Raw genomic sequence first — 21,258 nt, 5'->3', positions numbered from 1 at the left:
GAGCCGAGCATGACCGCATGGACGATCCGCCGCGCGAGGCAGGACGAGCTCACCGACTGGGACGCCCGGGTGCAGGCCAACCCCGACGGGGGCCAGTGGACCCAGGGGCTCGCCTACGCGCGGCTCAAGGCGCAGGAGCGCCTCCACCCCGTCTTCCTCGTGCTCGCGCGCGGCGAGACGACCGTGCACGCGCTCGCGCTCGAGCACCGCAGCGCCGCCGGCCGCTTCTGGTACCTGCCGCTCGGCCCGGGAGCAGCGTTCGACGACCTCGCGGGCATCGCGGATGCGCTGCGCGCCGCGCGCGAGGACGTCACCAAGGGCGTCTTCGCGATCAAGCTCGAGCCCTTCGAGGTCGACACGCCCGAGCGTCGGGAAGCACTGAGAGCCGCGGGGCTGCGGGCGACGAACACCATCCAGCAGAACGTGCACACCGTGCTCGTCGACCTCACTCCGCCGGTCGACGACATCTTCGCGGGCTTCAACAAGAAGCTGCGCAACCACATCCGCAACGCCATCAAGCACGGGTACCGGGTCGAGAAGGCGCCGCACTCGGAGGAGACGTACGAGCAGATGTACGCGCTCATGCAGACCGTCGCGGGCGGCAAGGGCGTCGCGACGATGAAGTCGTACGACTACTACCGCACGCTCTGGAGCGAGCTGTGCGAGCGCGGGCAGGGCCACTTCTGGTTCGGCTACGACGGCGCGCACGACGGCCCGCAGGCATCCGCGTTCATGATCGGCTTCGGCCGCTACGCCCTCGCGAAGGACGGCGGGAGCGTGCCGGACCGCGCGATCCGCGGCGGCGCCCACCTCATGCGCTGGACGGCGATGCAGTGGTTCAAGGAGCAGGGGCGCGAGGTCTACGACACGTACGCGACCCCGCCGTCGTGGCAGGCCGACGACGAGTCGCACCGCATGCACGGCCCGGGCGTCTTCAAGCGCCTCTTCGGGCCGATCACCGACCACCTGCCGAGCCACGACCTCGTGCTCGACGAGGCGCGCTACCGGCTGTTCCTGCGGCTGCTGCTGCCGATCGAGCGGCGCGTGCGCCGACGCCCCTGGGGCATCTGGTAGCAGCGGCTGGGACCGCAGCTGCAGCAGACCTACTCGACCTCGCGACCGCAGATCTCGTCGAGGCTCGAGCCGAGCAGCTGCGCCGTCTCGCGGTACATCCGCACGAGCCGGTCGCGCGTGCCGGCGTCGAGCGCGTCGAGCCGCCACGCGAGCGCGTTGTCGCGCAGGTCGGCGATCTTGACGGCGATCGCGAGCTCGCTCGCGCGCACGCGCTCGACGTGCTCGGGCATCGACTCGCCCTGCCGCTTCGTGAGCGCGTCGACGGCGTCGACGATCCGCTTGGGGAACTTCTGCGCGTGGAACTCGCGGAGCGACACCGTGCCCCACTCGAACACGTCGTGGAGCATCGCGACGGCGCGCTCGTCGTCGCCCTCGACGTCGAGCGTCACGCGGAGGGCGTGGGCGATGTAGGGCTCTCCCTGCCGGTCGACGCGGCCGTCGAAGGCGCGGGCCGCGACGGCGATCGCGCGGTCGAGGTCGTCATGCGCCATGACGCGAGCGTATCCGGTGGCTATCCTGAACGCATGTCACGAGTCGCCGATCCCGCCGAGCTGGCGCGGCTGCTGCGCGGCACGTGGGCCATCCGGGCGACGACGTTCCCGTACTGGACCCACCCCGAGCGCAGGAACCCGCGCGTCACCTTCGAGCTCGTGCGCAACTCGCCGCTCCAGCTGCGCGAGGTGTACGAGTACCACCGCCCCGACAAGGGAGACCGCGAGGTGATCGCCGAGGCCGCGTGGGCCGGCCGGCACTTCTCGTGGCGAATGCTCGGCCGCTCGCGGCTGCTCTCGAGCGCCTACGTCGTCTCCGACACGCCCGCGACCGGCGACATCCTCGCCATCCACTACGGCAGGTCGGCGCTGCTGCGGCAGAGCGCGGTCTCGATCCTCGCGCGCCCGCACCTCGACCCCGACGCGGTGCGCCGCGCCGTCGCGATCGACACGCACTCCTTCGAGCTCTCGGCTGACGAGTTCTGGCGGCTGCAGTGGCTCGCGCCCTACTCGCCGACGGCTCCTGCCTCGAGCGACTCGCGCGCCTGACGCACGTCCTCGAGCAGGGCGCCGATGAGCACCCAGTGCGTGGGGTGCGGTCGCGGCACGGTGATCGGGGTCGTGAGCGTCGGCCCTTCGAGCAGCGTCATCGAGCGCGTGCGGCCGTCGTCGATCGCGTGGCTGTCGACGAGCGTGCGCACCGTGTGCGCGATGCGGCGCGCCTCTGCGCCCACGCGGTGCACGGTCGGGTCGTCGGCGACGGATGCCTCGAACCGGTCGGCGATGCTGCGCGCCATGCCGATCACGCGGTTCACGAGCACCGTGAGGGTCAGCAGCAGCCGCTCGTCGCGCTCGATCCGCTCGGCCATCGATCGCGCGCGCGGGTTGAGCCTCGTCGACTCCTCGAGCGCGTCCATCGCGGCGCGCGTGCGCTGGATGCCGGCGCGCAGCGCGCGCGCCTCGGCGAGCAGCTTCGCGCCGTCCATGTCGTCGTGCGCGGTGAGGGCGCGCGCGACGTGCTCGTAGGCGTCCGCGACGGCGTGCGCCGTCTCGCGCATGACCTGCTCGGCGGGCTCGTGCTGCACGGGCGGCACGACGACGAGGTTGATGAGCAGCGCGCACGCCGCCCCGATGACCGTCTCGATGACGCGCTCGAAGCCGAACAGCGGGCCGGCGCCCGCCCCGAGCGCGAGCAGGATCATCGCGCTGATCGGCAGCTGGTTCGCCGCCATCGGCGCGAGCCGCAGCGCGCGGGCGACGACGACGGCGACGAGGGTGACCGCGAGCACGATGAGCGGACCGGATGGCAGCACGAGCGTCGCGAGCCACGCGAGCACGACGCCGCCGAGCACGCCCGCCGACCGCTCGACGCCCTTGCCGATCGACTGGCTCACGCTCGGCGCGACGACGAGCAGCGCGGCGATCGCCGCGAAGATCGGCAGCTCGGTGCCGAGCAGCAGGGTGCTCACGCCCCACGCGACCGCGATCGCGACGAGCACCTTGAGCACCTGCAGCCACGGGGCCTGCTGTTCGCCCGTGAGCCGTCCCAGCCACCGCATGTGCCCCACGATATACGCGCGTCGCAGCCGGAACCGGCGCGAGCAGTGTTGGATGGGGGGATGCTCGACAACGCCGCCGCCGTCCTGATGCGGCTCGTCGCCGAGAGCGGGCGCGAGCTCGTCGACTTCGCGCAGAAGGACGTCGAGCCGGTCAACGAGGGATTCATCGTCGGGTTCTCGTGCGGGGTGCGCACGCGCGAGGACGTCATCGAGCGCGTGACGATCTACGTGAACACGTCGCCGAGCGCGCCGATGGACGAGCACACCGTCGAGCTCGTCGACGCCTCCGGCCGTCGCCTGACCGCGTGGGCGTACCCGCAGGACCCCGCGCTGCCGTCGCTCCCGGCGGTGTCGTACCCCGAGGCCGCGGGCGTCGTGCTGTCGAAGTTCGGCATCGCCGCCGAGGGCGCGAAGCTGCGGATGGAGGCGTACCGGCCAGGGAAGCGAGCCGTGCTCCGCGTCGAGACGGCGACCGACCGCTGGTTCGCGAAGGTCGTGCATCCATCCCTTGCCTCGTCGATCCACGACCTGCACGAGCGGTTCCGGGCGGCGGGCGTGCCCGTGCCCCGATCGCTCGGCTTCTCGGAGGCGGGCCTCGTGCTGCTGGGCGAGCTGCCCGGCGTGCCGGCGATCGACGTCTTCGACCGCATCGATCGCGCCCAGTTCGCGCGCGGGCTCGACGAGCTCACGCAGCACATCGCGTCGGTGCCCGTCTCGATCGGCGCGCGCGAGTCGCTCGCGCGACGCGTCGACTGGTACGCCGAGCGGATGCAGGAGACGGCCCCGCTGTTCGGCCGGCAGACCGCGCGGCTCGCGCGCTCCGTCGCGGAGCACTACGGCGCGACGCCGCAGCCTCGCCCCGTGACGATCCACGGCGACCTGCACCTCGGCCAGATCTTCGTCGACGGCACCGCGCCCTCGACGGTCACCGGCATCCTCGACATCGACACCGCGGGGCTCGGCGACCCGGCCGATGACCGCGGCGCGCTGTTCGGGCACGTCGTCGTGTCGGCGATCGAGCGCACGCCCGCGACCGACGCCGGTCGGGCGCTCGCCGCGTTCGCCGACGAGCTGCAGGCCGGCTGGGTGAGCGACCGGTGGGTCGCGGCGATCGCCGCGACCCACCTCATGGGCCATGCGCTCGCCAACGCCGGCCGTGGCGACGACCGCGGCAGCGCATCGGCGCAGGAGCTGCTCGAGCGCGCCGAGGCGCTGCTGGCCTAGCCCTCCGGCTGCTCGCCGAGCAGCGCGCGCACGCGTGGCACGACCTCGCGGCCGAACAGCTCGATCGAGCGCAGGTTGTCCTCGTGGCGAGTGCCGGAGTCGTACTTGAGGTCGAAGCGCTCGATGCCGAGCGTCTCGTGCGCCCACACGATCTTCTGCGCGACCGTCTCGGGGCTGCCGACGAAGAGCGCGCCGTGCTCGGCCGCGCCCGCGTCGAACTCGCGCTCGGTGCCCTCGCCCCAGCCGCGCTCGAGGCCGAGCCGGTTGCGGTACACGAGCCACTGCGGCATGAGGGTGCGCTTCGCCTCGGCGTCGGTCTCGGCGATGAGCCCGGGGGAGTGCATGCCCACGCGGCCGCCGCTGTGGCCGAACTGCTCCATCGCCTTGCGGTACAGGCCCGAGAACGGCGCGAACTGCGCCGGGCTGCCGCCGATGATCGCGAGCATCATGTCGAAGCCGTGGCGGGCGGTGCGGATGACCGACTCGGGTGAGCCGCCCACGCCGACCCACACGGGCATCCGCCCGCCGTGCTCGGCTGCGTGCGAGCGCGGGTGCACCGACTGCTCGGCGAGGGGGGCGCGGAGCCGGCCCGACCACGTGACGGGCTCCTCCCGCACGAGCGCCGCGAGCAGCTCGAGGCGCTCCTCGAAGAGGTCCTGGTAGTCCTCGAGGCGGTAGCCGAAGAGCGGGAACGACTCGGTGAACGAGCCGCGGCCGACGATGAGCTCGGCGCGGCCGCTCGAGACGCCGTCGAGGGTCGCGAACTGCTCGAAGACCCGCACCGGGTCGTTCGACGAGAGCACGGTGACCGCGGTGCCGAGCCGGATGCGCTCCGTCACCGTCGCGAGCGCGCCCAGCACGATCTCGGGGGCGCTGATCGCGAAGTCCGCCCGGTGGTGCTCGCCGGCGCCGAAGAACGCGAGCCCGGCCCGGTCGGCCGCGATGCCCTCCTGCACGACGTCGCGGAGGACGCGCGCGGGGCTGAGCGGGGCACCGTCGACGACGGGGATGGACGCGAAGGTGTGGACACCGAATTCGAGGGGCATGCTCAGGGCAACGCGCCGCGAGGGCCGGCATTCCACGACGAAGGGCCCGGGATCGCTCCCGGGCCCTTCGCGTGCCTGATCAGTGGTGCCTGATCAGTGGTGGTCGTGCTTCGCGGCCTCCAGCTCGCCGCGGCTCACGGGAGCGATGCGGTCCTCGAAGAACCAGCGCGTGAGCGCCGCGCGCACGTGCGTCGCCGGGGTGATCTTGCCCTTGGCGTTCGGTCGCACCATGACGGGCTCGTAGGTGTCGAAGGCCTTGAGCTTCCACGACTCGTACTCGTCGAGCTGCTCGTGCACCTCGATGTACTCGCCGCCCGGGAGCCGGCGGATGTTGCCCGACTCGAAGCCGTGCAGCAGGATCTCGCGGTCCTTCTTCTGGAGGCCGATCGCGATCCGCTTCGTCACCCAGTAGCCGATGATCGGGCCGAGGATGAGGGTCGCCTGCAGCACCCAGGTGACCTGGAACACGTTGAGGTGGAAGTGCGTCGCGATCAGGTCGGACGAGGCCGCGGCCCACATCACCGCGTAGAACACGATGCCGGCGACGCCGATGGCCGTGCGCGTCGGGTTGTTGCGGGGACGCTCGGCGAGGTGGTGCTCGCGCTTGTCGCCCGTGATCCACTGCTCGATGAACGGGTAGAACATCACGAGCACGATGAAGAGGCCGAGCACCGCCATCGGGACGAGGATGTTCCACGAGATCGTCAGGCCCAGGATCTCGGACTCGAGGCCCGGTGCGAGGCGGAGCGCGCCGTCGGCGAACCCGATGTACCAGTCCGGCTGGGTGCCGGCCGAGACGGGTGAGGGGTCGTACGGTCCGTACTCCCACAGCGGCAGGATCGTGAAGGTCGACGCGATCGCGACGAGGGCGCCGAACACGATGAAGAAGAACGATCCGGCCTTCGCGGCGAACAGCGGCATGATCGGCGCGCCGACGACGTTGTCGTTGGTCTTGCCGGGGCCGGCGAACTGCGTGTGCTTGTTGACGACCATGAGCACGAGGTGGATGCCGATGAACGCGATCACGAGCGCCGGCAGCAGCATGATGTGCAGCACGAAGAGCCTCGGCACGACGTCGTCGCCCGGGAACAGCCCGCCGAAGAGCATGAACGAGACCCAGTTGCCGACGAACGGGATGCCCTTGACCATGCCGTTGATGATCGCGAGGCCGTTGCCCGAGAGCAGGTCGTCGGGGAGCGAGTAGCCCGTGAAGCCCTCGGCCATCGCGAGGATGAAGAGGATGAAGCCGACGACCCAGTTGATCTCGCGGGGCTTGCGGAACGCGCCGGTGAAGAACACGCGGAGCATGTGCAGGCCGATCGCGGCCACGAACAGCAGCGCCGACCAGTGGTGCAGCTGGCGCATGAGCAGGCCACCGCGCACGTCGAACGAGAGGTTGATGGTCGACGCGTAGGCGGCCGACATCTCCATGCCCTTGAGCGGCACGTAGGAGCCCTCGTAGTGCACGGCCGTCATCGACGGCTCGAAGAAGAACGTGAGGAAGGTGCCCGAGAGCAGGATCGCCACGAACGAGTACAGGATGATCTCGCCGAGCATGAACGACCAGTGGTCCGGGAAGACCTTGCGGCCGAGCGTCGCGACCATCGTCGAGAGGCTCGTGCGCTCGTCGAGGTAGTTCGCCGCCGCAGCGGTGACGGTGGGGCGGGGGGTTGTGGAGGTCATGCGCGGTTCTCCATGTCAGCCGCCGACGACAGCGGCACGTGTTCCGGGTCGACGCGACCCAGGCGCTCGGCGAACGAGGGGCCGATCGGCTCGGTGAAGTCGCGCTGCGCGACCAGGTAGCCCTCGTCGTCGACGGTGATGGGCAGCTGCGGGAGCGCGCGCTTGGCCGGTCCGAAGATGACCTTGGCGTGGTTCGTCACGTCGAAGGTCGACTGGTGGCAGGGGCAGAGCAGGTGGTGGGTCTGCTGCTCGTACAGCGCCACGGGGCAGCCGACGTGCGTGCAGATCTTCGAGTAGGCGACGATGCCGTCGTACGACCAGCCGGCACGGTCGGGCTGCTCGTTGAGGCGGTCGAGCGGCAGGCGGACGAGGAGGACGGCGGCGAGGGCCTTCTGGTCGAGGTAGCCCTCGTTGTGGCCGATCTCCGAGAGCTCCTCGGGGATGACGTGGAAGGCCGAGCCGATCGTGACGTCGGATGCCTTGATGGGGGTGCCGGAGGGGTCGAGCGCTAGGCGCGAGCCCGGCTTCCACATCGTGTACGACAGCTCCGCGACCGGGTCGGTCGACGGGGTGAGGTCGCGGAACAGCACGACGGCCGGCAGCGGCAGGAGCGCGACGGCGCCGATGAGCGTGTTGCGGATGAGCGAGCGGCGCGAGAAGCCCGACTCCTCGTCGCCGAGCTGGAAGATCTCGACGGCGCGGGCACGGCTCTTCTCGGAGCCGCGAGAGAGGTGGCGCTCCTCGACGACCTCGTGCGAGCTCATGAGCTGGCGGGCCCAGTGCATGCCGCCGAAGCCGACGCCGAGCAGCGCGAGCGCGATGCCGAGGCCGAGGAAGAGGTTGTTGAAACGCACGGTGCCCATGTCGCCGGACTCGATCGGCACGGCGATGTACGCGACGATCGCGAGCACCGAGCCGAGCATCGACAGCAGGAACCAGCCGACGACCTGGCGCTCGGCGCGACGGGCCTTCTCGGGGTGCAGGTCGGTCTGGCGCGGGCGGTGCGGCGGCAGGCCGGGGTTCTCGAACGCGTCCGACTGCACGACAGCCGCACCGCGGTCGTACACCGCGACCTCGTGCTGCTGGGCGGGGACGGACTGGCCTTCAGCCGACATGCTGCTGGTCCTCTCGGGGTGCTGGGTCTCTGCGTTCCTGGAGCCTGTGTCCTGGGCCATGGCTCAGTTGGGCTTCGAGGTGAGCCAGACCGTGATCGCGACGATGCCGCCGAGACCGAAGATCCAGATGAACAGGCCCTCGGAGACCGGGCCCAGGTTGCCGAGGTCGAAGCCGCCGACCGAGGGGTTCTCGTCGAGGTAGTGCAGGTAGGCGATGATCTCGCGCTTCTGCTCCGGCGAGATGTTGGCGTCGTTGAACACCGGCATGTTCTGCGGGCCCGTGATCATGGCCTCGTAGATGTGCTCGGGGGCGACGCCGCCGAGCGGCGGCGCGAACTTGCCCTCGGTGAGCGCACCGCCGGCGCCGGCGACGTTGTGGCACATCGCGCAGTTGATGCGGAAGAGCGCTCCACCGGAGGCGATGCCCTCGGCGTCGACGACCGACGTGTCGAGCATCTCCTCGGAGGGGCGGTCGGGCCCGGGGGCGAGGGAGGCGATGTAGTCGCCCATCGCGTCGGACTGCTCCTGCGTGAACATCGGCTCGCGCTCGAGCGCCTGCGGGCCCTGCATGGCCATCGGCATCCGGCCGGTCATGACCTGGAAGTTGACGGATGCGGCGCCGACGCCGATGAGGCTCACACCGTTCTCGGTGCCCTCGGCGTTGAGGCCGTGGCACGACGCGCAGTTGGCGCGGAAGATCGCCTCGCCGTCTGCCGCGGTGAGCTGGGAGTGGGGGGTCGTCGCCGGCTCGGCGTTGGCGACGGAGCCCACAGCGACGGACGCGCCGCCTGCGGCGACGAGTCCGATGATGAGGAGCGCCGCGCTGGCGAGCGGGTGCCGACGACCGGTCTTCTTGCGTGATGCCAACGTTCTCAGTCCCAACCGTTGCTTACTTGAGCCAGTAGATGACGAGGTACAGGCCGATCCAGACCACGTCGACGAAGTGCCAGTAGTAGGAGATGACGTGCGCGCTCGTCGCCTCCTTGTGCCCGAAGCGCTTGACGGCGTACGCCCGGCCGATGACGAAGAGGAAGGCGAAGAGCCCGCCCGTCACGTGGAGGCCGTGGAAGCCGGTGGTGAGGTAGAACGCGGAGCCGTACGAGTTCGACGACAGCGTCACGTTCTCGCTGATGAGCACGATGTACTCGAACACCTGCAGCATGACGAAGATCGCGCCCATGGCGTAGGTGAGGTAGAACCACTCGACCATGCCCCACTTGGAGAGCTGGAACCTGCCGCCGGTGCGGAACGCCTGATGGTGCTCGGCGGCGTTGGCGCCGGCCTGGCACGTGAAGCTCGAGGCGAGCAGGATGGTCGTGTTGACGGTGGCGAAGATCACGTTCAGCTTCTCGGCCTCGGTCGAGAAGAGATCTCCCGACATCGAGCGCAGCGTGAAGTAGATGGCGAACAGGCCGGCGAAGAACATGACCTCGCTGCCGAGCCAGACGATGGTGCCGACCGCAACGGTGTTCGGCCGCCTGATCATCGGCGCCGACGGCGACGGGGAGAGCGCAGTAGTGGACACGCTCCCATCCTAGTGACAGAACTCGGCGTCCGGCGGACCCGGCGGGCCAGCGTGCCGCGGAAAGCTAGGCTTGGAGCATGGATCGCCTCTTGACCTGGCCAGTCGTGCTCGAGACGCTCCTCGACGGCGAGGATCTCGCCATCCGCCAGGCCGAATGGGCGATGGCGGAGATCGTGGCGGGGCGCGCGACCGAGTCGCAGATCGCCGGCTTCCTCATCGCGCTGCGCGGCAAGGGCGTCGTCGCGGAGGAGCTCGTGGGATTCCGCGACGCGATCCTCGAGGCCGCCGTGCCGCTGCCCGGCGAGACGCGGGTGGTCGACATCGTCGGCACCGGCGGGGACCGGCAGCACACCGTCAACATCTCGACCACGGCGAGCATCGTGGTCGCGGCCGCTGGCGTGCCGGTGCTCAAGCACGGCAACCGCGCCGTCTCATCCTCCTCGGGCGCGTCGGACGTGCTCGACGCCCTCGGCCTCGTGCCGGCCGACGACGATCCGGCGCTCGTGCGACGCATCCTCGACGCGGCGGGCATCTCGTTCGCGTGGGCGACGCGGTTCCACCCCGGCTTCCGGCACGCGGGGCCCGTGCGCGCGCAGCTCGGCGTGCCGACCGTCTTCAACTACCTCGGCCCGCTCGTCAACCCGGCGCGGCCCGAGGTCTCGCTCGTGGGCGTCGCCGACAAGCGCGTCATCGAGCAGTTCGTGGGCGTGTTCGCGACCCGCGGCGCGACCGCGCTCGTCGTGCGCGGCGAGGACGGGCTCGACGAGCTCACGACCACGGGTCACTCGGCGCTGTGGGAGGTCGCGCGCGGCGACGTCGTGGAGCACGACATCGATCCCCGCGAGCTCGGCATCCCTCGCGCGCAGCTCGACGACCTGCGCGGCGGCTCGGCGCAGCAGAACGCCGAGGTGCTGCGACGGACGCTCGCGGGGGAGCAGGGCGCGGTGCGCGACATCGTGCTGCTGAACGCGGCAGCCGCGCTCGTCGCCTGGCGCCTCGACGGCGACGTGCGGCAGAAGGACCGCCCGCTCGTCGAGCGGCTCGCGGAGGAGCTCGAGGTCGCGCGCGCGGCGATCGACTCGGGGGCGGCGACGCGCACCCTCGAGGCCTGGCGCGCCGCCGCGAGCTGAGCCGCGCGTGACCGCCGAGGTCGCCGAGCGACCGCGCGCGCAGCGCCAGTCGACCTGGTCGCGCGACGAGGTCTGGCACTCGTGGCCGCTGTCGTGGGCGGATCGCGCTTCGCGGTCGATCCTGCTCGTCGCCCTCGCGATCGGCGGGCTGCTCGCGTGCTACGGCCTCACGCTGCTGCTCCACCGGCCGCCGACCTTCGCGCCGTCGTTGACGCTGCGCGGCATCGGCGTGCTGCTGCTGCTGCTCGCCGCGCTCGTCGCGCCGGCCTCGAGCAGCTATCGGCTCGGCGCGGTGTACTGCATCGCGCTCTTCGCGCTCTGCCACGTCGCCATCATCCTGATCCAGTCGACCCCGCTGCTCGGCGCGACGACCTACGGCGCGCTCGACGCGATCCAGTTCTGCGCTGGCGGCGCGCTCGTGATGGTGTGGATGCTCGTGCGGATGCGGCATCCGCTCACGATCCTCATCGTCGCGCTCGGCTACGCGACGGCGGGCGCCGCGTTCTTCGCCCGTGCGCTGCCGACGATCCGGCGGCAGCTCGCCGCGAACCCGTGGGAGGAGGCGCAGACCGCGGCCGACGAGGTGGTCGCGCGCGGCGTGATGCTCGTGCTCGTGCTCGGCCTCGTGCTGCTCGGCTGGTGGCTCGACGGCTGGATGCGCGCGCTGCTGCCGGTCGCGAACGTCGCGGAGCCGCACGGCTCGGGGCGCGCGTCGCGGACGGGCGAGGGACAGCGCCTGCGATCCGCGATTATCACCATGCTCGCCGGGCTCGACCTCATCGCGATCCCCGTCGCCATCTCGGCGAAGCAGCCGACGGCTCGCGGCCGGCTCTCGACGGAGGACGACTGGTGGGCGTCGATCGTGCTCGCCGTCTCGACCGCGCGCACGACGATGGTCGTGCTCGCGATCGCGGCCGCCGTGATCTGGCTGAGCGACCCGATCTACCGCGCGCAGCACTGAGGGGGCGGCCGCAGCCGCCCCCTCAGCTCGCACCGCGGGTCAGGACACGTCGTCGTCCACCCAGTCGAGCGTCTTCTGCACGGCCTTCTTCCAGTTGCGGTAGGTGCGGTCGCGCGCCTCCTGCTCCATCTGCGGCTCCCAGCGCGAGTCCTCCTGCCACTGCTCGCGCAGCTCGTCGAGCGATGCCCAGAAGCCGACCGCGAGGCCGGCGGCGTAGGCGGCGCCGAGCGCCGTGGTCTCGGCGACCACGGGACGGATGACCGGCACCTGCAGGATGTCGGCCTGGAACTGCATGAGCGTGTCGTTCGCGATCATGCCGCCGTCGACCTTGAGCTCGGTGAGGTCGACCCCCGAGTCGGCGTTGACCGCGTCGACGACCTCGGCGGTCTGGAACGCGGTCGCCTCGAGCGCCGCGCGCGCGATGTGGCCCTTGTTGACGTAGCGCGTGAGGCCCACGAGGGCGCCGCGCGCATCCGGCCGCCAGTACGGCGCGAAGAGGCCCGAGAACGCCGGCACGAAGTAGGCGCCGCCGTTGTCGTCGACCGTCTTCGCGAGCTGCTCGACCGACGGCGCGTCCTTGATGAGCCCGAGATTGTCGCGCAGCCACTGGATGAGCGAGCCGGTGACCGCGATCGAGCCCTCGAGCGCGTAGTGCGTGGGCTCGTCGCCGATCTTGTAGCCGACGGTCGTGAGCAGCCCGTTCTTCGAGTGGACGATCTCCTCGCCCGTGTTGAAGATGAGGAAGTTGCCGGTGCCGTAGGTGTTCTTCGCCTCGCCCTTGTCGAAGGCGGCCTGGCCGAACGTCGCGGCCTGCTGGTCGCCGAGGATGCCGGTGATCGGCGTCTCGCGCAGCAGCGACTCGGACGCCGCGATGCCGAACTCGCCCGAGGAGGGCTTGATCTCGGGCAGCATCGACCGCGGCACGCCGAAGTCGGCGAGGATCTCGTCGTCCCACTCGAGCGACTCGAGGTCCATGAACAGGGTGCGCGAGGCGTTCGTCACGTCGGTCGCGTGGACGCCGCCGTTCACGCCGCCCGTGAGGTTCCACAGCACCCACGAGTCGGTCGTGCCGAACAGCAGGTCGCCGGCATCCGCCGCCTCGCGCGCGCCGTCGACGTTCTCGAGGATCCAGACGATCTTCGTGCCCGAGAAGTAGGTCGCGAGCGGCAGGCCCACCTTCGGCTTGTAGCGGTCGGTGTCGCCGTCGGCGAGCCGGTCGACGATCTTCTGCGTGCGGGTGTCCTGCCAGACGATCGCGTTGTAGACGGGCTCGCCGGTCGTCTTGTTCCACACCACCGCGGTCTCGCGCTGGTTCGTGATGCCGATCGCCTTGACGTTGTGGCGCGTGACGTTGGCCTTCGAGAGCGCCTGGCCGATGACCTCGCGGGTGTTGTTCCAGATCTCCTTCGGGTCGTGCTCGACCCATCCGGCTTGGGGGAAGATCTGCTCGTGCTCGAGCTGGCCCGTCGACACGATGCTGCCGGCGTGGTCGAAGAGGATGGCGCGAGTCGAGGTCGTGCCCTGGTCGATGGCGATGACGTAGTCGTTCACCGGAACTCCTTCGTTGGGTGATGGAAGCGCTGCTGCGTGTGGAGCGGCACGGGGCCGCGGCGGGATGGGGGCCGGGTCGGCCCCCATCCCGTGCGATCAGGCGCCGACGGCGGGCCCCGCGGCGATCATCGCGACGAGCGCGGGAGCTGCGAGCCCCGCGAGCACGCCGCCGATGATCGGGCCGGCGACCGGGATCCAGGCGTAGCCCCAGTCGCTCGAGCCCTTGCCCTTGATGGGCAGCACTGCGTGCGCGATGCGCGGGCCGAGGTCTCGGGCCGGGTTGATGGCGTAGCCGGTCGGTCCACCGAGCGATGCGCCGATGCCGACGACGAGCAGCGCGACAGGCAGCGCGCCGAGCGAGGCGAGGCCGGCGGGCGTGTCGCTGTCCGCGCCGCCCTGGAAGCCGAACGCGATGACGACGAACACGAGCACGAACGTGCCGATGATCTCGGTGATGAGGTTCCAGCCGGTCGAGCGGATCGCCGGGCCGGTCGAGAACGTGCCGAGCTTGGCACCCGGGTCCTCCTCGGCGTCGAAGTGCTGCTTGTAGGCGAGCCAGCAGAGCACCGCTCCGAGGAAGGCGCCGAGGAGCTGGCCGCCGAGGTAGGCGGGGAGCGCCGCCCACTGGTAGTCCGCGCCGGTCGCGAGCGCGTTCGACAGCAGGCCGAACGTGACGGCCGGGTTGATGTGCGCACCGGAGTAGATGGAGACGACGACGCCGGAGAAGACCGCGAGTCCCCAGCCGAAGTTGATCATCAGGAAGCCGCCGCCGAAGCCCTTGGTGCCCTTGAGCACGACGTTGGCGACGACGCCGCAGCCGAGCAGGACGAGCAACGCCGTGCCCACGAGCTCTGAGAGGAATACCAGACCGATGTCGAGGTCCACAGGTACCTGCTTTCTCTTCCACGGGCGTCATCGCCCGTACCGCCCGCGCGGGTGGTACGGCACACGATAGCCCGGTCGCGCCAAGAATCCGAGAGATCTTCGCACTGCACGATCGAGATTCCCGGCGTCGGGGCGTAGCGTGAGCCGCACCGGCCACCAAGAAGGAGAGTCGCACCGTGAAGAAGCTCATCAACGACCCCACGAAGACGGTCGACGAAGGCGTCGCAGGCTTCGCCGCAGCGCATGCCGACCTCGTGCGCGTCGTCATCGACCCGCCGTTCGTCGTCGTCCGCGCCGACGCGCCCGTGCAGGGCAAGGTCGGCCTCGTCTCGGGCGGCGGCTCGGGCCACGAGCCGCTGCACGCCGGCTACGTCGGCTTCGGGATGCTCGACGCCGCGGTGCCCGGCGCCATGTTCACCTCGCCGACCCCCGATCCCATCCTCGAGGCGACGAAGCAGGTCGACGCCGGCTCGGGCGTGCTGCACATCGTGAAGAACTACACGGGCGACGTGCTCAACTTCGAGACGGCTGCCGACCTCGCGCTCGCCGAGGGCATCGAGGTGCAGACCGTCATCGTCGACGACGACGTCGCGGTGAAGGACTCCCTCTACACGGCTGGCCGGCGCGGCGTCGCCGGCACCCTGCTGGTCGAGAAGCTCGCGGGCGCCGCGGCGCAGCGCGGCGACTCGCTCGACGAGGTCGCCGAGGTCGCGCGCAGGGTGAACAGCCGCGTCCGCACGATGGGCATGGCGCTCTCGCCCTGCACCGTGCCGCACGCCCAGGAGCCGAGCTTCACGCTCGGCGAGGACGAGGTCGAGATCGGCATCGGCATCCACGGCGAGCCGGGGCGCGAGCGCATCGCGCTCGAGCCCGCCGACCGCATCGTCGACCGGCTCATGCAGCCGATCCTCGAGGACCTGCCGTTCTCGAAGGGCGACCGCGTCGTGCTGCTCGTGAACGGCATGGGCGGCACGCCGCAGTCCGAGCTCTACATCGTCTTCCGGCGCGCGGCCGAGGTGCTCGCCGAGCACGGCATCGAGCTCGCCCGCTCGCTCGTCGGCTCGTACGTGACGAGCCTCGAGATGCAGGGCGTCTCGATCACGCTGCTGCAGGTCGACGACGAGATGCTCGGCCTCTACGACGCGCCCGTGCACACCGCGGCGCTGCGCTGGGGGCGGTAGGCCTTGGCCGCTCTCGACGGCGCATGGACGCGCCGCTGGATCGAGGCGGTCGCGGCGGAGGTCGCGCGCCGCAAGCTCGAGCTGACCGCGCTCGACCGAGCGATCGGCGACGCCGACCACGGCGAGAACCTCGATCGCGGGTTCCAGGCCGTGCTCGGCAAGCTCGACGCGCTCGATGACGGCGCGACGCCGGGCGCGGTGCTGAAGCTCGTCGCGACGACGCTCATCTCGACCGTCGGCGGCGCAGCCGGGCCGCTCTACGGCACGGCGTTCCTCAAGGGCGCGATGGCGGCGGGGGATCGGGCGGAGCTCGACGCCCCGGCGCTCGTCGAGGTGCTCACGGCCGCGCGCGACGGCATCGTGGCGCGCGGCAAGGCGGAGCCCGGCGACAAGACGATGGTGGATGCGTGGACGCCGGCCGTCGACGCGGCGNCAGCCGCGGCGCCCGCCGAGGGAGCGGCGGCGACCGAGCCGCTCGTCGCCCACAAGGGTCGTGCGTCGTACCTGGGGGAGCGGGCCGTCGGCCACCGCGATCCCGGCAGCGAGTCGACCGCGCTCATGCTGCGCGCCGCCGCGGAGACCCGGTGACGGTCGGCCTCGTCATCGTCTCGCACTCGGCACGGATCGCCGAGGGCGTCGTCGAGCTCGCGGCGCAGATGGCGCCGTCGGTCGCGATCGTCGCCGCCGGCGGCACCGACGACGGCGGGATCGGCACGAGCTTCGACCGCGTCCAGGCCGCGCTCGCCAAGGCGGAGTCGGGCGACGGCGTCGTCGTGCTGTGCGACCTCGGCTCCGCGGTGCTCACCGCAGAGACGGCGCTCGACTTCGCCGACGCGCCCGAGCGCATCCGCATCGCCGACGCGCCGATCGTCGAGGGCGCGGTCGCGGCCGCGGTCGCGGCCGAGGCGGGAGAGCCGCTCGACCGCGTGGTCGCGGCCGCAGAGCCCGCCGCGACCGCCGCTCCGGCGCCGACGGAGCCGGCGGCCGAGCGCGCCGAGCCGGCCACCGCGCGGCTCGAGATCGCGCTCGAGAACGAGCACGGCCTGCACGCCCGGCCGGCGTCGGAGCTCGTCCGCACGGTGACCGGCTTCGACGCCTCGGTGACCGTCGACGGCGTCGACGCGAAGAGCCTGCTGCGCGTGCTCGCGCTCGGGCTCGACCGCGGTGCGCTCGCGACGTTCGAGGCGACCGGACCGCAAGCGGCGGAGGCGATCGACGCGATCGGCGCGCTCGTGCGCGACCGCTTCGGGGAGTCGTAGCGGCGCTACTGCGCGACGTGCGCGGCGAACTCGTCCTGTTGCACGCGCGCGGCGACGAAGGAGCACTGCGGCACGATCCGCTTGCCCGAGGCGATCGTCGCGCGCAGCGCCTCGTCGACGAGCGTCGATCCGATGCCGCGGCCGCCGAACGACGGGTCGACCTCGGTGTGGGGGAACGCGCGGACGCCCTCGCGGTCGCGGTAGTCGGCGAAGCCGGCGACAGCACCGCCGACGCGCGCCTCGAACCGCTGGCGCTCGGGGTTGTCCACGATCTCGATCTGCTCCTGCTGCTCGCTCATGGCCGCGACGCTACGCCGGGATCCTGAGGGTCACCGCAACGGGCGGGCGGTGCGGCATGCTGGAGCCATGCAGCTGGACCCTCGACGCATCCTGATCTTCCGCACCGTGGCGCGCGAGGGATCGGTCTCCGGTGGCGCCCGAGCGCTCGGGTGGACGCAGCCGGCCGTGAGCCAGCACATCCGCCTGCTCGAGGAGGAGGTCGGGCAGGGGCTGCTGCTGCGCTCGTCGACCGGCGTCACGCTCACCGAGGCCGGGCAGCGACTGCTGCGGCACGCCGACGGCATCGCGGGGCTGCTCGGCTCGGCTGAGGCCGAGCTGCGCTCGCTCGCCGAGGGCGCGGGCACCGTAACGATCGCCGCGTTCCCGTCGGCGCTCGCCGACTTCGTGCCGCGCTCGATCGCCGCGGCGAGGCTCGCGGTGCCGGGCCTCACCGCGCGGGTGATCGAGCTCGAGCCGCCCGAGGCGATCGAGGCGGTGCTCGCGGGCGACGCCGACGTCGCGGTCGCGTTCGAGTACGACGAGCTCCACGACGACGTGCAGCTGACCCGCATCGCGCTCGGCGCCGACCCGTCGTGCATCGTGCTGCCCATCGACCACCCCCTCGCCGACGGCTCGCCGATCGAGCTCGCGTCGCTCGCCGGCGCCGACTGGGTGGGCGGCTGCGAGCGCTGCCGACGCCATCTCGAGTCGCTCGCCGCCGACGCGGGCTTCGCGCCCACGATCCAGTTCGAGACCGACGACTTCGTCGCGGCCCAGTCGTTCGTCGCCGCGACCGGCTCCGTGACGCTGCTGCCGTCGATGGCGCTGCGCGTGCTCACGCGCGACGACGTCGTCGTCGCGCCGCTCGCCGACGGCTCAGGCCGGACGGTCTCGCTGCGGCACCGGCACGGCGCCGAGCGCGTGCCCGCGATCCGCACCGTGCTCGACGCCATGCAGCAGCTCTGGAGCGAGCGCGCTCGCTGAGCGCTCGCCGAGCGCGATGCGCGCGAGCGCGTCGGCGTGCGCGGCGCATGAGTCGATCACCGGCACCGCGGCGTCCCGGTCGTCGACGAGCAGCATGATCTCGGTGCAGGCGAGCACGACCGCCTCGGCGCCCGCGTCGACGAGCGCCGCGAACGCGTCGCGGAAGACGGCGCGCGCCGCATCCGTCACGACGCCGCGCGTGAGCTCGTCGAAGATGATCGCGTCGATCGTCGCCTGGGCCTCGACGGGCGGCACGACGACGCGAATGCCGTGGCGGCCGAGCCGCTCGGCGTAGAACCGCTCGGCCATCACGCGCTGCGTGCCGACGACGCCGAGCGTCCGTGCGCCCAGCGCGCCCGCGGCATCCGCCACGGCGTCGCCGATGTGCACGAGCGGAACACCGACGGCCGCCTGCACCTCGTCGGCGACGCGGTGCATGAGGTTCGTGGCGATCGCGATCGACCCGGCGCCCGCGCGCTCGAGCGCCGCGGCCTCGCCCGCGAGCATCGCGGCCGCCGTCGCCCAGTCGTCGCGCACCTGGCAGTCGCGCACGACCGCGAAGTCGAGGCTCGAGAGCAGGATCCGCGCCGATGCGTGCCCGCCGCGCGCCACCGCGACGCGCTCGTTGATCGCGCGGTAGTACTGCGCCGTGGAGTGCCAGCTCATGCCGCCGAGGATGCCGAGCACGTGCTCCCGAGGGGTGTCCATGCGTCGATCTCAGCAAACCGGCGGGACATCGTCCAGACCGTGTTGCCTCGCCCGGCGCCAACCACTGGTTATGGGACGACCGCGAGCCCTAAGCGGAGCCGCTGCTGCAGGCTCAGTGCGAGCAGCGCTTGCGCGGCCGCGTAGGCGACGAGCACGACGATGGAGCGCAGCGGGTCGGGGATGTCGACGACGAACAGGCCGAGCCCGAGCACGAGGTCGCCGACCATGAACAGCAGGCCGCCGAGCAGTCCGGGCACATCGATCGCGGCGAGCGCCGCGACGGCGGCGAGCACGAGCGAGTAGAGCAGCACGGGCACGGCGAGCGGGCCGGCGCCGATCGCGATGACGCCGCCCGCGATGAGCGCGATGACGGCGTAGGCGATCGCGGCGGGACCCCAGGCGAGCGAGCGGCGGCGCGTCGGCCACAGCGCGACGAGGTAGGCGATGTGGCCGAGCAGGAACAGCCCCAGCAGCACGATCGTGATCCCGGTCGTCGCGCCGAGCCCGTCGCCGAGGCCGCACAGCACCGCTGCCGCGACGTGCCAGCGGCCGACCGCATGCCGGAGCGCCCCGAGCGCGAGGAGTGCGATCCAGATCGGGGGCAGGAGCGCCCACATGAGGGCGACGCGCAGCTGCTCGAGGAGCCCCGCGTCGCCGATCTCGAGCGCGAGCAGCGTCGCCGCACCGAGGTTGACGACGAGCAGCACGCCGGCGATCCAGAAGCCCACGCGCAGCGGCCGGGGCAGCGGGGTCGTGGGCATGGCCCCATCGTTCCACGGACCGGGCCCCTCGGCTCGCCGGGCCGTGTGGCGCGCGCCGGTGTCGGCGGCGGGTGGGAGAGTGTCGCCGTGCACGACAATCCCTTCCGACCGGGCTTCGGCATCTCGCCGCCGATGCTCGCGGGCCGCGACGCACTGCTCGACGAGTGGCGCGAGGTGCTGGATCTCGGCGCGTGGTCGCCCTACCGCGCCGCGCTCGTCACGGGGATGCGCGGCGTCGGCAAGACCGTGCTGCTCAACGCGCTCGAGGACGAGGCACGGGCCCGGGACTGGACGGTCGTGCACGGCACGCTGCACGTCGGCTTCATCGAGGTGCTCGAGCACGACCGGCTGCCGGCGCTCCTCGAGGAGCAGGACCCCGAGGCGTACGCGCGCGAGTGGACCGGCCTCACGGTCTTTCAGCTCGGCGGTGCGACGACGCAGGTCGTGCCGCAGTACCCGCGCGAGCGGCGGCTCGAGAGCATGCTCGAGCGGCTCGTCGAGCTCGCCGAGGCGCGAGGCGCCGGCGTGCTGCTCTCCCTCGACGAGGTCTCGGCGTCATCGCTCGACGAGCTGCGCCGCATCGCGATCGCCGTGCAGCACCTCATGCGCGAGGACCGGCGCATCGCGATCGTCGCGGCGGGCGTGCCGGCCTCGATCGCCGCGGCGCTCGAGGCCGACGGGCTCACGTTCTTCCGCCGCGCGCAGCAGGTGCGGCTCGACACGCTCACGCTCGCCGAGGCGCGCGCGGCGATCGCGGTGCCGGTGCGCGAGCGCGGCCGCACCATCGGCGAGCCGGCGCTCGACCTGGCGGCGCGAGCGAGCGAGGGCTATCCCTTCCTGGTGCAGTCGATCGGCGCCCGCGCGTGGGAGTACCAGCCGAGCGTCACCGAGATCGTGCCCGACGCGGTGCAGCACGCCGTCGCCGTCGCGCACGCGGCGATGGGCGAGAGCGTCATCGTGCCGGCGCTGCGCGGGCTGTCGGGCCGCGACCGCGACTACCTCATCGCGATGGCCGACGACGACGGGCCCGCGTCGACCACCGACGTCGCCGAGCGGATGGGCGCATCCGTCGGCAACGCGGGCCGCCAGCGCGCGCGGCTGCTCGACGCGGGCATCATCGTCGCCCCGGAGCGCGGGCGCGTCGACTTCGCCATCCCGCGGATGCGCGAGCACCTGCGGGACCATCCGCACGACGCGCAGCTCGGCCTGCCGACCGCGGCGCGCGCGACGTTCCGCGACGAGGCGGATGCGGGCGCGGACGCCGCCGTCGACTAGCATCACCATGTCAGGCGCCTCGAGCGCCGGGCCTCGAGAAATGGGGCCACGCGGCAGCGCGCGACACACATGGACCCCATCGATGAGGTTCCGTGCAGTGTCGCCGAACCTCCTGTCTCCACTGGAGCACTCCGTGTCTCACCCCACCGCCGTCACCTCCGACGCGACCACCACCAGCACCGCCTCCGACGCCAGCACCGCGCCCGCAGCCACCACCGTCTCGGCAGCCATCGCCGCCGAGCTCGAGCAGCACGCGACCGACGTGTTCGGGCTCATGGGCAACGGCAACGCCTGGTTCCTCGACGCCGTCGTGCGCCGCGGCGCCATGACCGTGACCGCCGTGCGCCACGAGGCCGCGACGGTCGCCGCCGCCGACGCCTACTACCGCTCGAGCGGGCGCCTCGCGATCGCGACCACGACCTACGGGCCCGGCTACACGAACGCGATCACGCCGCTCGCCGAGGCGGCGATCGCGCGCGTGCCGCTCGTGCTCGTGGTCGGCGACCAGCCGACCGCGGGCCGGCGCCCGTGGGACGTCGACCAGTCGGCGATCGCGACCGCCGTCGG

At 71.9% G+C, this 21,258-nt stretch carries 23 protein-coding genes; 11 read left to right on the top strand and 12 right to left on the bottom strand.

Annotation, left to right across the window (positions count from 1 at the left end; all coding sequences use genetic code 11):
* The first annotated feature begins 9 nt into the window (after positions 1 to 9).
* The gene (locus ABD106_RS03330) at positions 10 to 1,074 is read left to right on the top strand and encodes a lipid II:glycine glycyltransferase FemX (RefSeq protein ID WP_343917273.1); all 1,065 of its coding nucleotides are present in this window, start codon (positions 10 to 12) and stop codon (positions 1,072 to 1,074) included.
* Between the two features lie 29 nt (positions 1,075 to 1,103).
* On the opposite strand, the gene ABD106_RS03325 is transcribed toward ABD106_RS03330, so the two are convergent.
* Positions 1,104 to 1,565, bottom strand: a complete 462-nt coding sequence (locus ABD106_RS03325; RefSeq protein ID WP_343917271.1) for a phosphohydrolase — start codon at positions 1,563 to 1,565, stop codon at positions 1,104 to 1,106.
* A 33-nt stretch (positions 1,566 to 1,598) separates the two neighbouring features.
* Between ABD106_RS03325 and ABD106_RS03320 the strand changes: the two genes are divergently transcribed.
* Positions 1,599 to 2,114 (top strand): hypothetical protein, encoded by a 516-nt coding sequence (locus tag ABD106_RS03320; RefSeq protein ID WP_343917269.1) that lies wholly within the window; start codon positions 1,599 to 1,601, stop codon positions 2,112 to 2,114.
* Here the strand turns inward: ABD106_RS03320 and ABD106_RS03315 are convergent.
* Positions 2,072 to 3,124 (bottom strand): FUSC family protein, encoded by a 1,053-nt coding sequence (locus tag ABD106_RS03315; RefSeq protein ID WP_343917267.1) that lies wholly within the window; start codon positions 3,122 to 3,124, stop codon positions 2,072 to 2,074. The genes ABD106_RS03320 and ABD106_RS03315 overlap by 43 nt on opposite strands.
* Before the next feature lie 60 nt (positions 3,125 to 3,184).
* Here ABD106_RS03315 and ABD106_RS03310 point away from each other — a divergent pair, with 60 nt between their 5' ends.
* Positions 3,185 to 4,348, top strand: a complete 1,164-nt coding sequence (locus ABD106_RS03310) for a phosphotransferase family protein (protein ID WP_343917265.1) — start codon at positions 3,185 to 3,187, stop codon at positions 4,346 to 4,348.
* Here the strand turns inward: ABD106_RS03310 and ABD106_RS03305 are convergent.
* The 5 genes from ABD106_RS03305 to ctaE form a co-directional block, all read right to left on the bottom strand.
* Complete coding sequence (locus tag ABD106_RS03305) at positions 4,345 to 5,394, bottom strand: LLM class flavin-dependent oxidoreductase (RefSeq protein WP_343917263.1); 1,050 nt, start codon at positions 5,392 to 5,394, stop codon at positions 4,345 to 4,347. The genes ABD106_RS03310 and ABD106_RS03305 overlap by 4 nt on opposite strands.
* A 93-nt stretch (positions 5,395 to 5,487) precedes the next feature.
* Positions 5,488 to 7,077, bottom strand: coding sequence for a cytochrome bc1 complex cytochrome b subunit (gene qcrB / locus ABD106_RS03300; RefSeq protein WP_343917261.1), 1,590 nt, complete (start codon positions 7,075 to 7,077; stop codon positions 5,488 to 5,490).
* Positions 7,074 to 8,192, bottom strand: a complete 1,119-nt coding sequence (gene qcrA, locus ABD106_RS03295) for a cytochrome bc1 complex Rieske iron-sulfur subunit (protein WP_343917259.1) — start codon at positions 8,190 to 8,192, stop codon at positions 7,074 to 7,076. Before qcrA ends, qcrB begins: the two co-directional genes overlap by 4 nt.
* Before the next feature lie 63 nt (positions 8,193 to 8,255).
* Positions 8,256 to 9,068 (bottom strand): cytochrome bc1 complex diheme cytochrome c subunit, encoded by an 813-nt coding sequence (qcrC, locus tag ABD106_RS03290; RefSeq protein ID WP_343917888.1) that lies wholly within the window; start codon positions 9,066 to 9,068, stop codon positions 8,256 to 8,258.
* 13 nt (positions 9,069 to 9,081) lie between these two features.
* On the bottom strand, positions 9,082 to 9,717 hold the full coding sequence (gene ctaE / locus ABD106_RS03285; RefSeq protein WP_486282180.1) for a cytochrome c oxidase subunit 3: 636 nt from the start codon (positions 9,715 to 9,717) through the stop codon (positions 9,082 to 9,084).
* A gap of 77 nt (positions 9,718 to 9,794) precedes the next feature.
* Here ctaE and trpD point away from each other — a divergent pair, with 77 nt between their 5' ends.
* Together trpD and ABD106_RS03275 are read left to right on the top strand one after the other, a co-directional pair.
* Positions 9,795 to 10,847, top strand: coding sequence for an anthranilate phosphoribosyltransferase (gene trpD, locus ABD106_RS03280; RefSeq protein WP_343917257.1), 1,053 nt, complete (start codon positions 9,795 to 9,797; stop codon positions 10,845 to 10,847).
* A gap of 7 nt (positions 10,848 to 10,854) precedes the next feature.
* Positions 10,855 to 11,808, top strand: a complete 954-nt coding sequence (locus ABD106_RS03275) for a hypothetical protein (RefSeq protein ID WP_343917255.1) — start codon at positions 10,855 to 10,857, stop codon at positions 11,806 to 11,808.
* Between the two features lie 39 nt (positions 11,809 to 11,847).
* Here the strand turns inward: ABD106_RS03275 and glpK are convergent, their stop codons facing one another.
* Together glpK and ABD106_RS03265 are read right to left on the bottom strand one after the other, a co-directional pair.
* Positions 11,848 to 13,359: a glycerol kinase GlpK gene (glpK, locus tag ABD106_RS03270; RefSeq protein WP_343917253.1), complete on the bottom strand. Its 1,512-nt coding sequence runs from the start codon at positions 13,357 to 13,359 to the stop codon at positions 11,848 to 11,850.
* Positions 13,360 to 13,455: 96 nt separating this feature from the next.
* Entirely contained in the window at positions 13,456 to 14,244 is a 789-nt protein-coding gene (locus ABD106_RS03265; RefSeq protein WP_343917251.1) for an MIP/aquaporin family protein, read from the bottom strand.
* 176 nt (positions 14,245 to 14,420) lie between these two features.
* Here ABD106_RS03265 and dhaK point away from each other — a divergent pair, with 176 nt between their 5' ends.
* The 3 genes from dhaK (at position 14,421) to dhaM (ending at position 16,684) form a co-directional block, all read left to right on the top strand.
* Complete coding sequence (dhaK, locus tag ABD106_RS03260) at positions 14,421 to 15,425, top strand: dihydroxyacetone kinase subunit DhaK (RefSeq protein ID WP_343917249.1); 1,005 nt, start codon at positions 14,421 to 14,423, stop codon at positions 15,423 to 15,425.
* A gap of 3 nt (positions 15,426 to 15,428) precedes the next feature.
* Complete coding sequence (gene dhaL / locus ABD106_RS03255) at positions 15,429 to 16,013, top strand: dihydroxyacetone kinase subunit DhaL (RefSeq protein ID WP_343917247.1); 585 nt, start codon at positions 15,429 to 15,431, stop codon at positions 16,011 to 16,013.
* Positions 16,010 to 16,684 carry a dihydroxyacetone kinase phosphoryl donor subunit DhaM gene (gene dhaM, locus ABD106_RS03250; protein WP_343917245.1) on the top strand — a complete coding sequence of 225 codons (675 nt, stop codon included), beginning with the start codon at positions 16,010 to 16,012 and terminating at the stop codon, positions 16,682 to 16,684. The genes dhaL and dhaM overlap by 4 nt, the downstream gene beginning before the upstream one ends.
* Before the next feature lie 5 nt (positions 16,685 to 16,689).
* Here dhaM and ABD106_RS03245 read toward each other — a convergent pair whose 3' ends face one another.
* Complete coding sequence (locus ABD106_RS03245) at positions 16,690 to 16,983, bottom strand: GNAT family N-acetyltransferase (RefSeq protein ID WP_343917243.1); 294 nt, start codon at positions 16,981 to 16,983, stop codon at positions 16,690 to 16,692.
* A 67-nt stretch (positions 16,984 to 17,050) separates the two neighbouring features.
* Here ABD106_RS03245 and ABD106_RS03240 point away from each other — a divergent pair, with 67 nt between their 5' ends.
* Positions 17,051 to 17,947, top strand: a complete 897-nt coding sequence (locus tag ABD106_RS03240) for a LysR family transcriptional regulator (RefSeq protein WP_343917241.1) — start codon at positions 17,051 to 17,053, stop codon at positions 17,945 to 17,947.
* Here the strand turns inward: ABD106_RS03240 and ABD106_RS03235 are convergent.
* Positions 17,840 to 18,655 carry an aspartate/glutamate racemase family protein gene (locus ABD106_RS03235; protein ID WP_343917239.1) on the bottom strand — a complete coding sequence of 272 codons (816 nt, stop codon included), beginning with the start codon at positions 18,653 to 18,655 and terminating at the stop codon, positions 17,840 to 17,842. The genes ABD106_RS03240 and ABD106_RS03235 overlap by 108 nt on opposite strands.
* Positions 18,656 to 18,723: 68 nt before the next feature.
* Positions 18,724 to 19,416: a lysoplasmalogenase family protein gene (locus ABD106_RS03230; RefSeq protein ID WP_343917237.1), complete on the bottom strand. Its 693-nt coding sequence runs from the start codon at positions 19,414 to 19,416 to the stop codon at positions 18,724 to 18,726.
* An 87-nt stretch (positions 19,417 to 19,503) separates the two neighbouring features.
* Here ABD106_RS03230 and ABD106_RS03225 point away from each other — a divergent pair, with 87 nt between their 5' ends.
* Positions 19,504 to 20,691: an ATP-binding protein gene (locus tag ABD106_RS03225; RefSeq protein WP_343917235.1), complete on the top strand. Its 1,188-nt coding sequence runs from the start codon at positions 19,504 to 19,506 to the stop codon at positions 20,689 to 20,691.
* A gap of 262 nt (positions 20,692 to 20,953) precedes the next feature.
* Positions 20,954 to 21,258 (top strand): thiamine pyrophosphate-binding protein (locus ABD106_RS03220; RefSeq protein ID WP_343917884.1); only part of this gene is annotated, 305 nt, incomplete at its 3' end.

Source organism: Agrococcus citreus, assembly GCF_039527715.1.
GTDB classification, from domain to species: domain Bacteria; phylum Actinomycetota; class Actinomycetes; order Actinomycetales; family Microbacteriaceae; genus Agrococcus; species Agrococcus citreus.
Note: the sequence above shows the minus strand (reverse complement) of the source record. Positions and strands in the feature narration are given on the sequence as shown.

Bases quoted from the DNA above. Each gene is read 5' to 3' on its own strand.
- ABD106_RS03245 (WP_343917243.1), bottom strand. From the start codon at position 16,983: ATGAGCGAGCAGCAGGAGCAGATCGAGATCGTGGACAACCCCGAGCGC.
- qcrA (WP_343917259.1), bottom strand. From the start codon at position 8,192: ATGTCGGCTGAAGGCCAGTCCGTCCCCGCCCAGCAGCACGAGGTCGCG.
- ABD106_RS03330 (WP_343917273.1), top strand. From the start codon at position 10: ATGACCGCATGGACGATCCGCCGCGCGAGGCAGGACGAGCTCACCGAC.
- qcrB (WP_343917261.1), bottom strand. From the start codon at position 7,077: ATGACCTCCACAACCCCCCGCCCCACCGTCACCGCTGCGGCGGCGAAC.
- ABD106_RS03305 (WP_343917263.1), bottom strand. From the start codon at position 5,394: ATGCCCCTCGAATTCGGTGTCCACACCTTCGCGTCCATCCCCGTCGTC.
- ABD106_RS03230 (WP_343917237.1), bottom strand. From the start codon at position 19,416: ATGCCCACGACCCCGCTGCCCCGGCCGCTGCGCGTGGGCTTCTGGATC.
- ABD106_RS03320 (WP_343917269.1), top strand. From the start codon at position 1,599: ATGTCACGAGTCGCCGATCCCGCCGAGCTGGCGCGGCTGCTGCGCGGC.
- ABD106_RS03315 (WP_343917267.1), bottom strand. From the start codon at position 3,124: ATGCGGTGGCTGGGACGGCTCACGGGCGAACAGCAGGCCCCGTGGCTG.
- ABD106_RS03240 (WP_343917241.1), top strand. From the start codon at position 17,051: ATGCAGCTGGACCCTCGACGCATCCTGATCTTCCGCACCGTGGCGCGC.
- ABD106_RS03310 (WP_343917265.1), top strand. From the start codon at position 3,185: ATGCTCGACAACGCCGCCGCCGTCCTGATGCGGCTCGTCGCCGAGAGC.
- ABD106_RS03235 (WP_343917239.1), bottom strand. From the start codon at position 18,655: ATGGACACCCCTCGGGAGCACGTGCTCGGCATCCTCGGCGGCATGAGC.
- trpD (WP_343917257.1), top strand. From the start codon at position 9,795: ATGGATCGCCTCTTGACCTGGCCAGTCGTGCTCGAGACGCTCCTCGAC.
- ABD106_RS03325 (WP_343917271.1), bottom strand. From the start codon at position 1,565: ATGGCGCATGACGACCTCGACCGCGCGATCGCCGTCGCGGCCCGCGCC.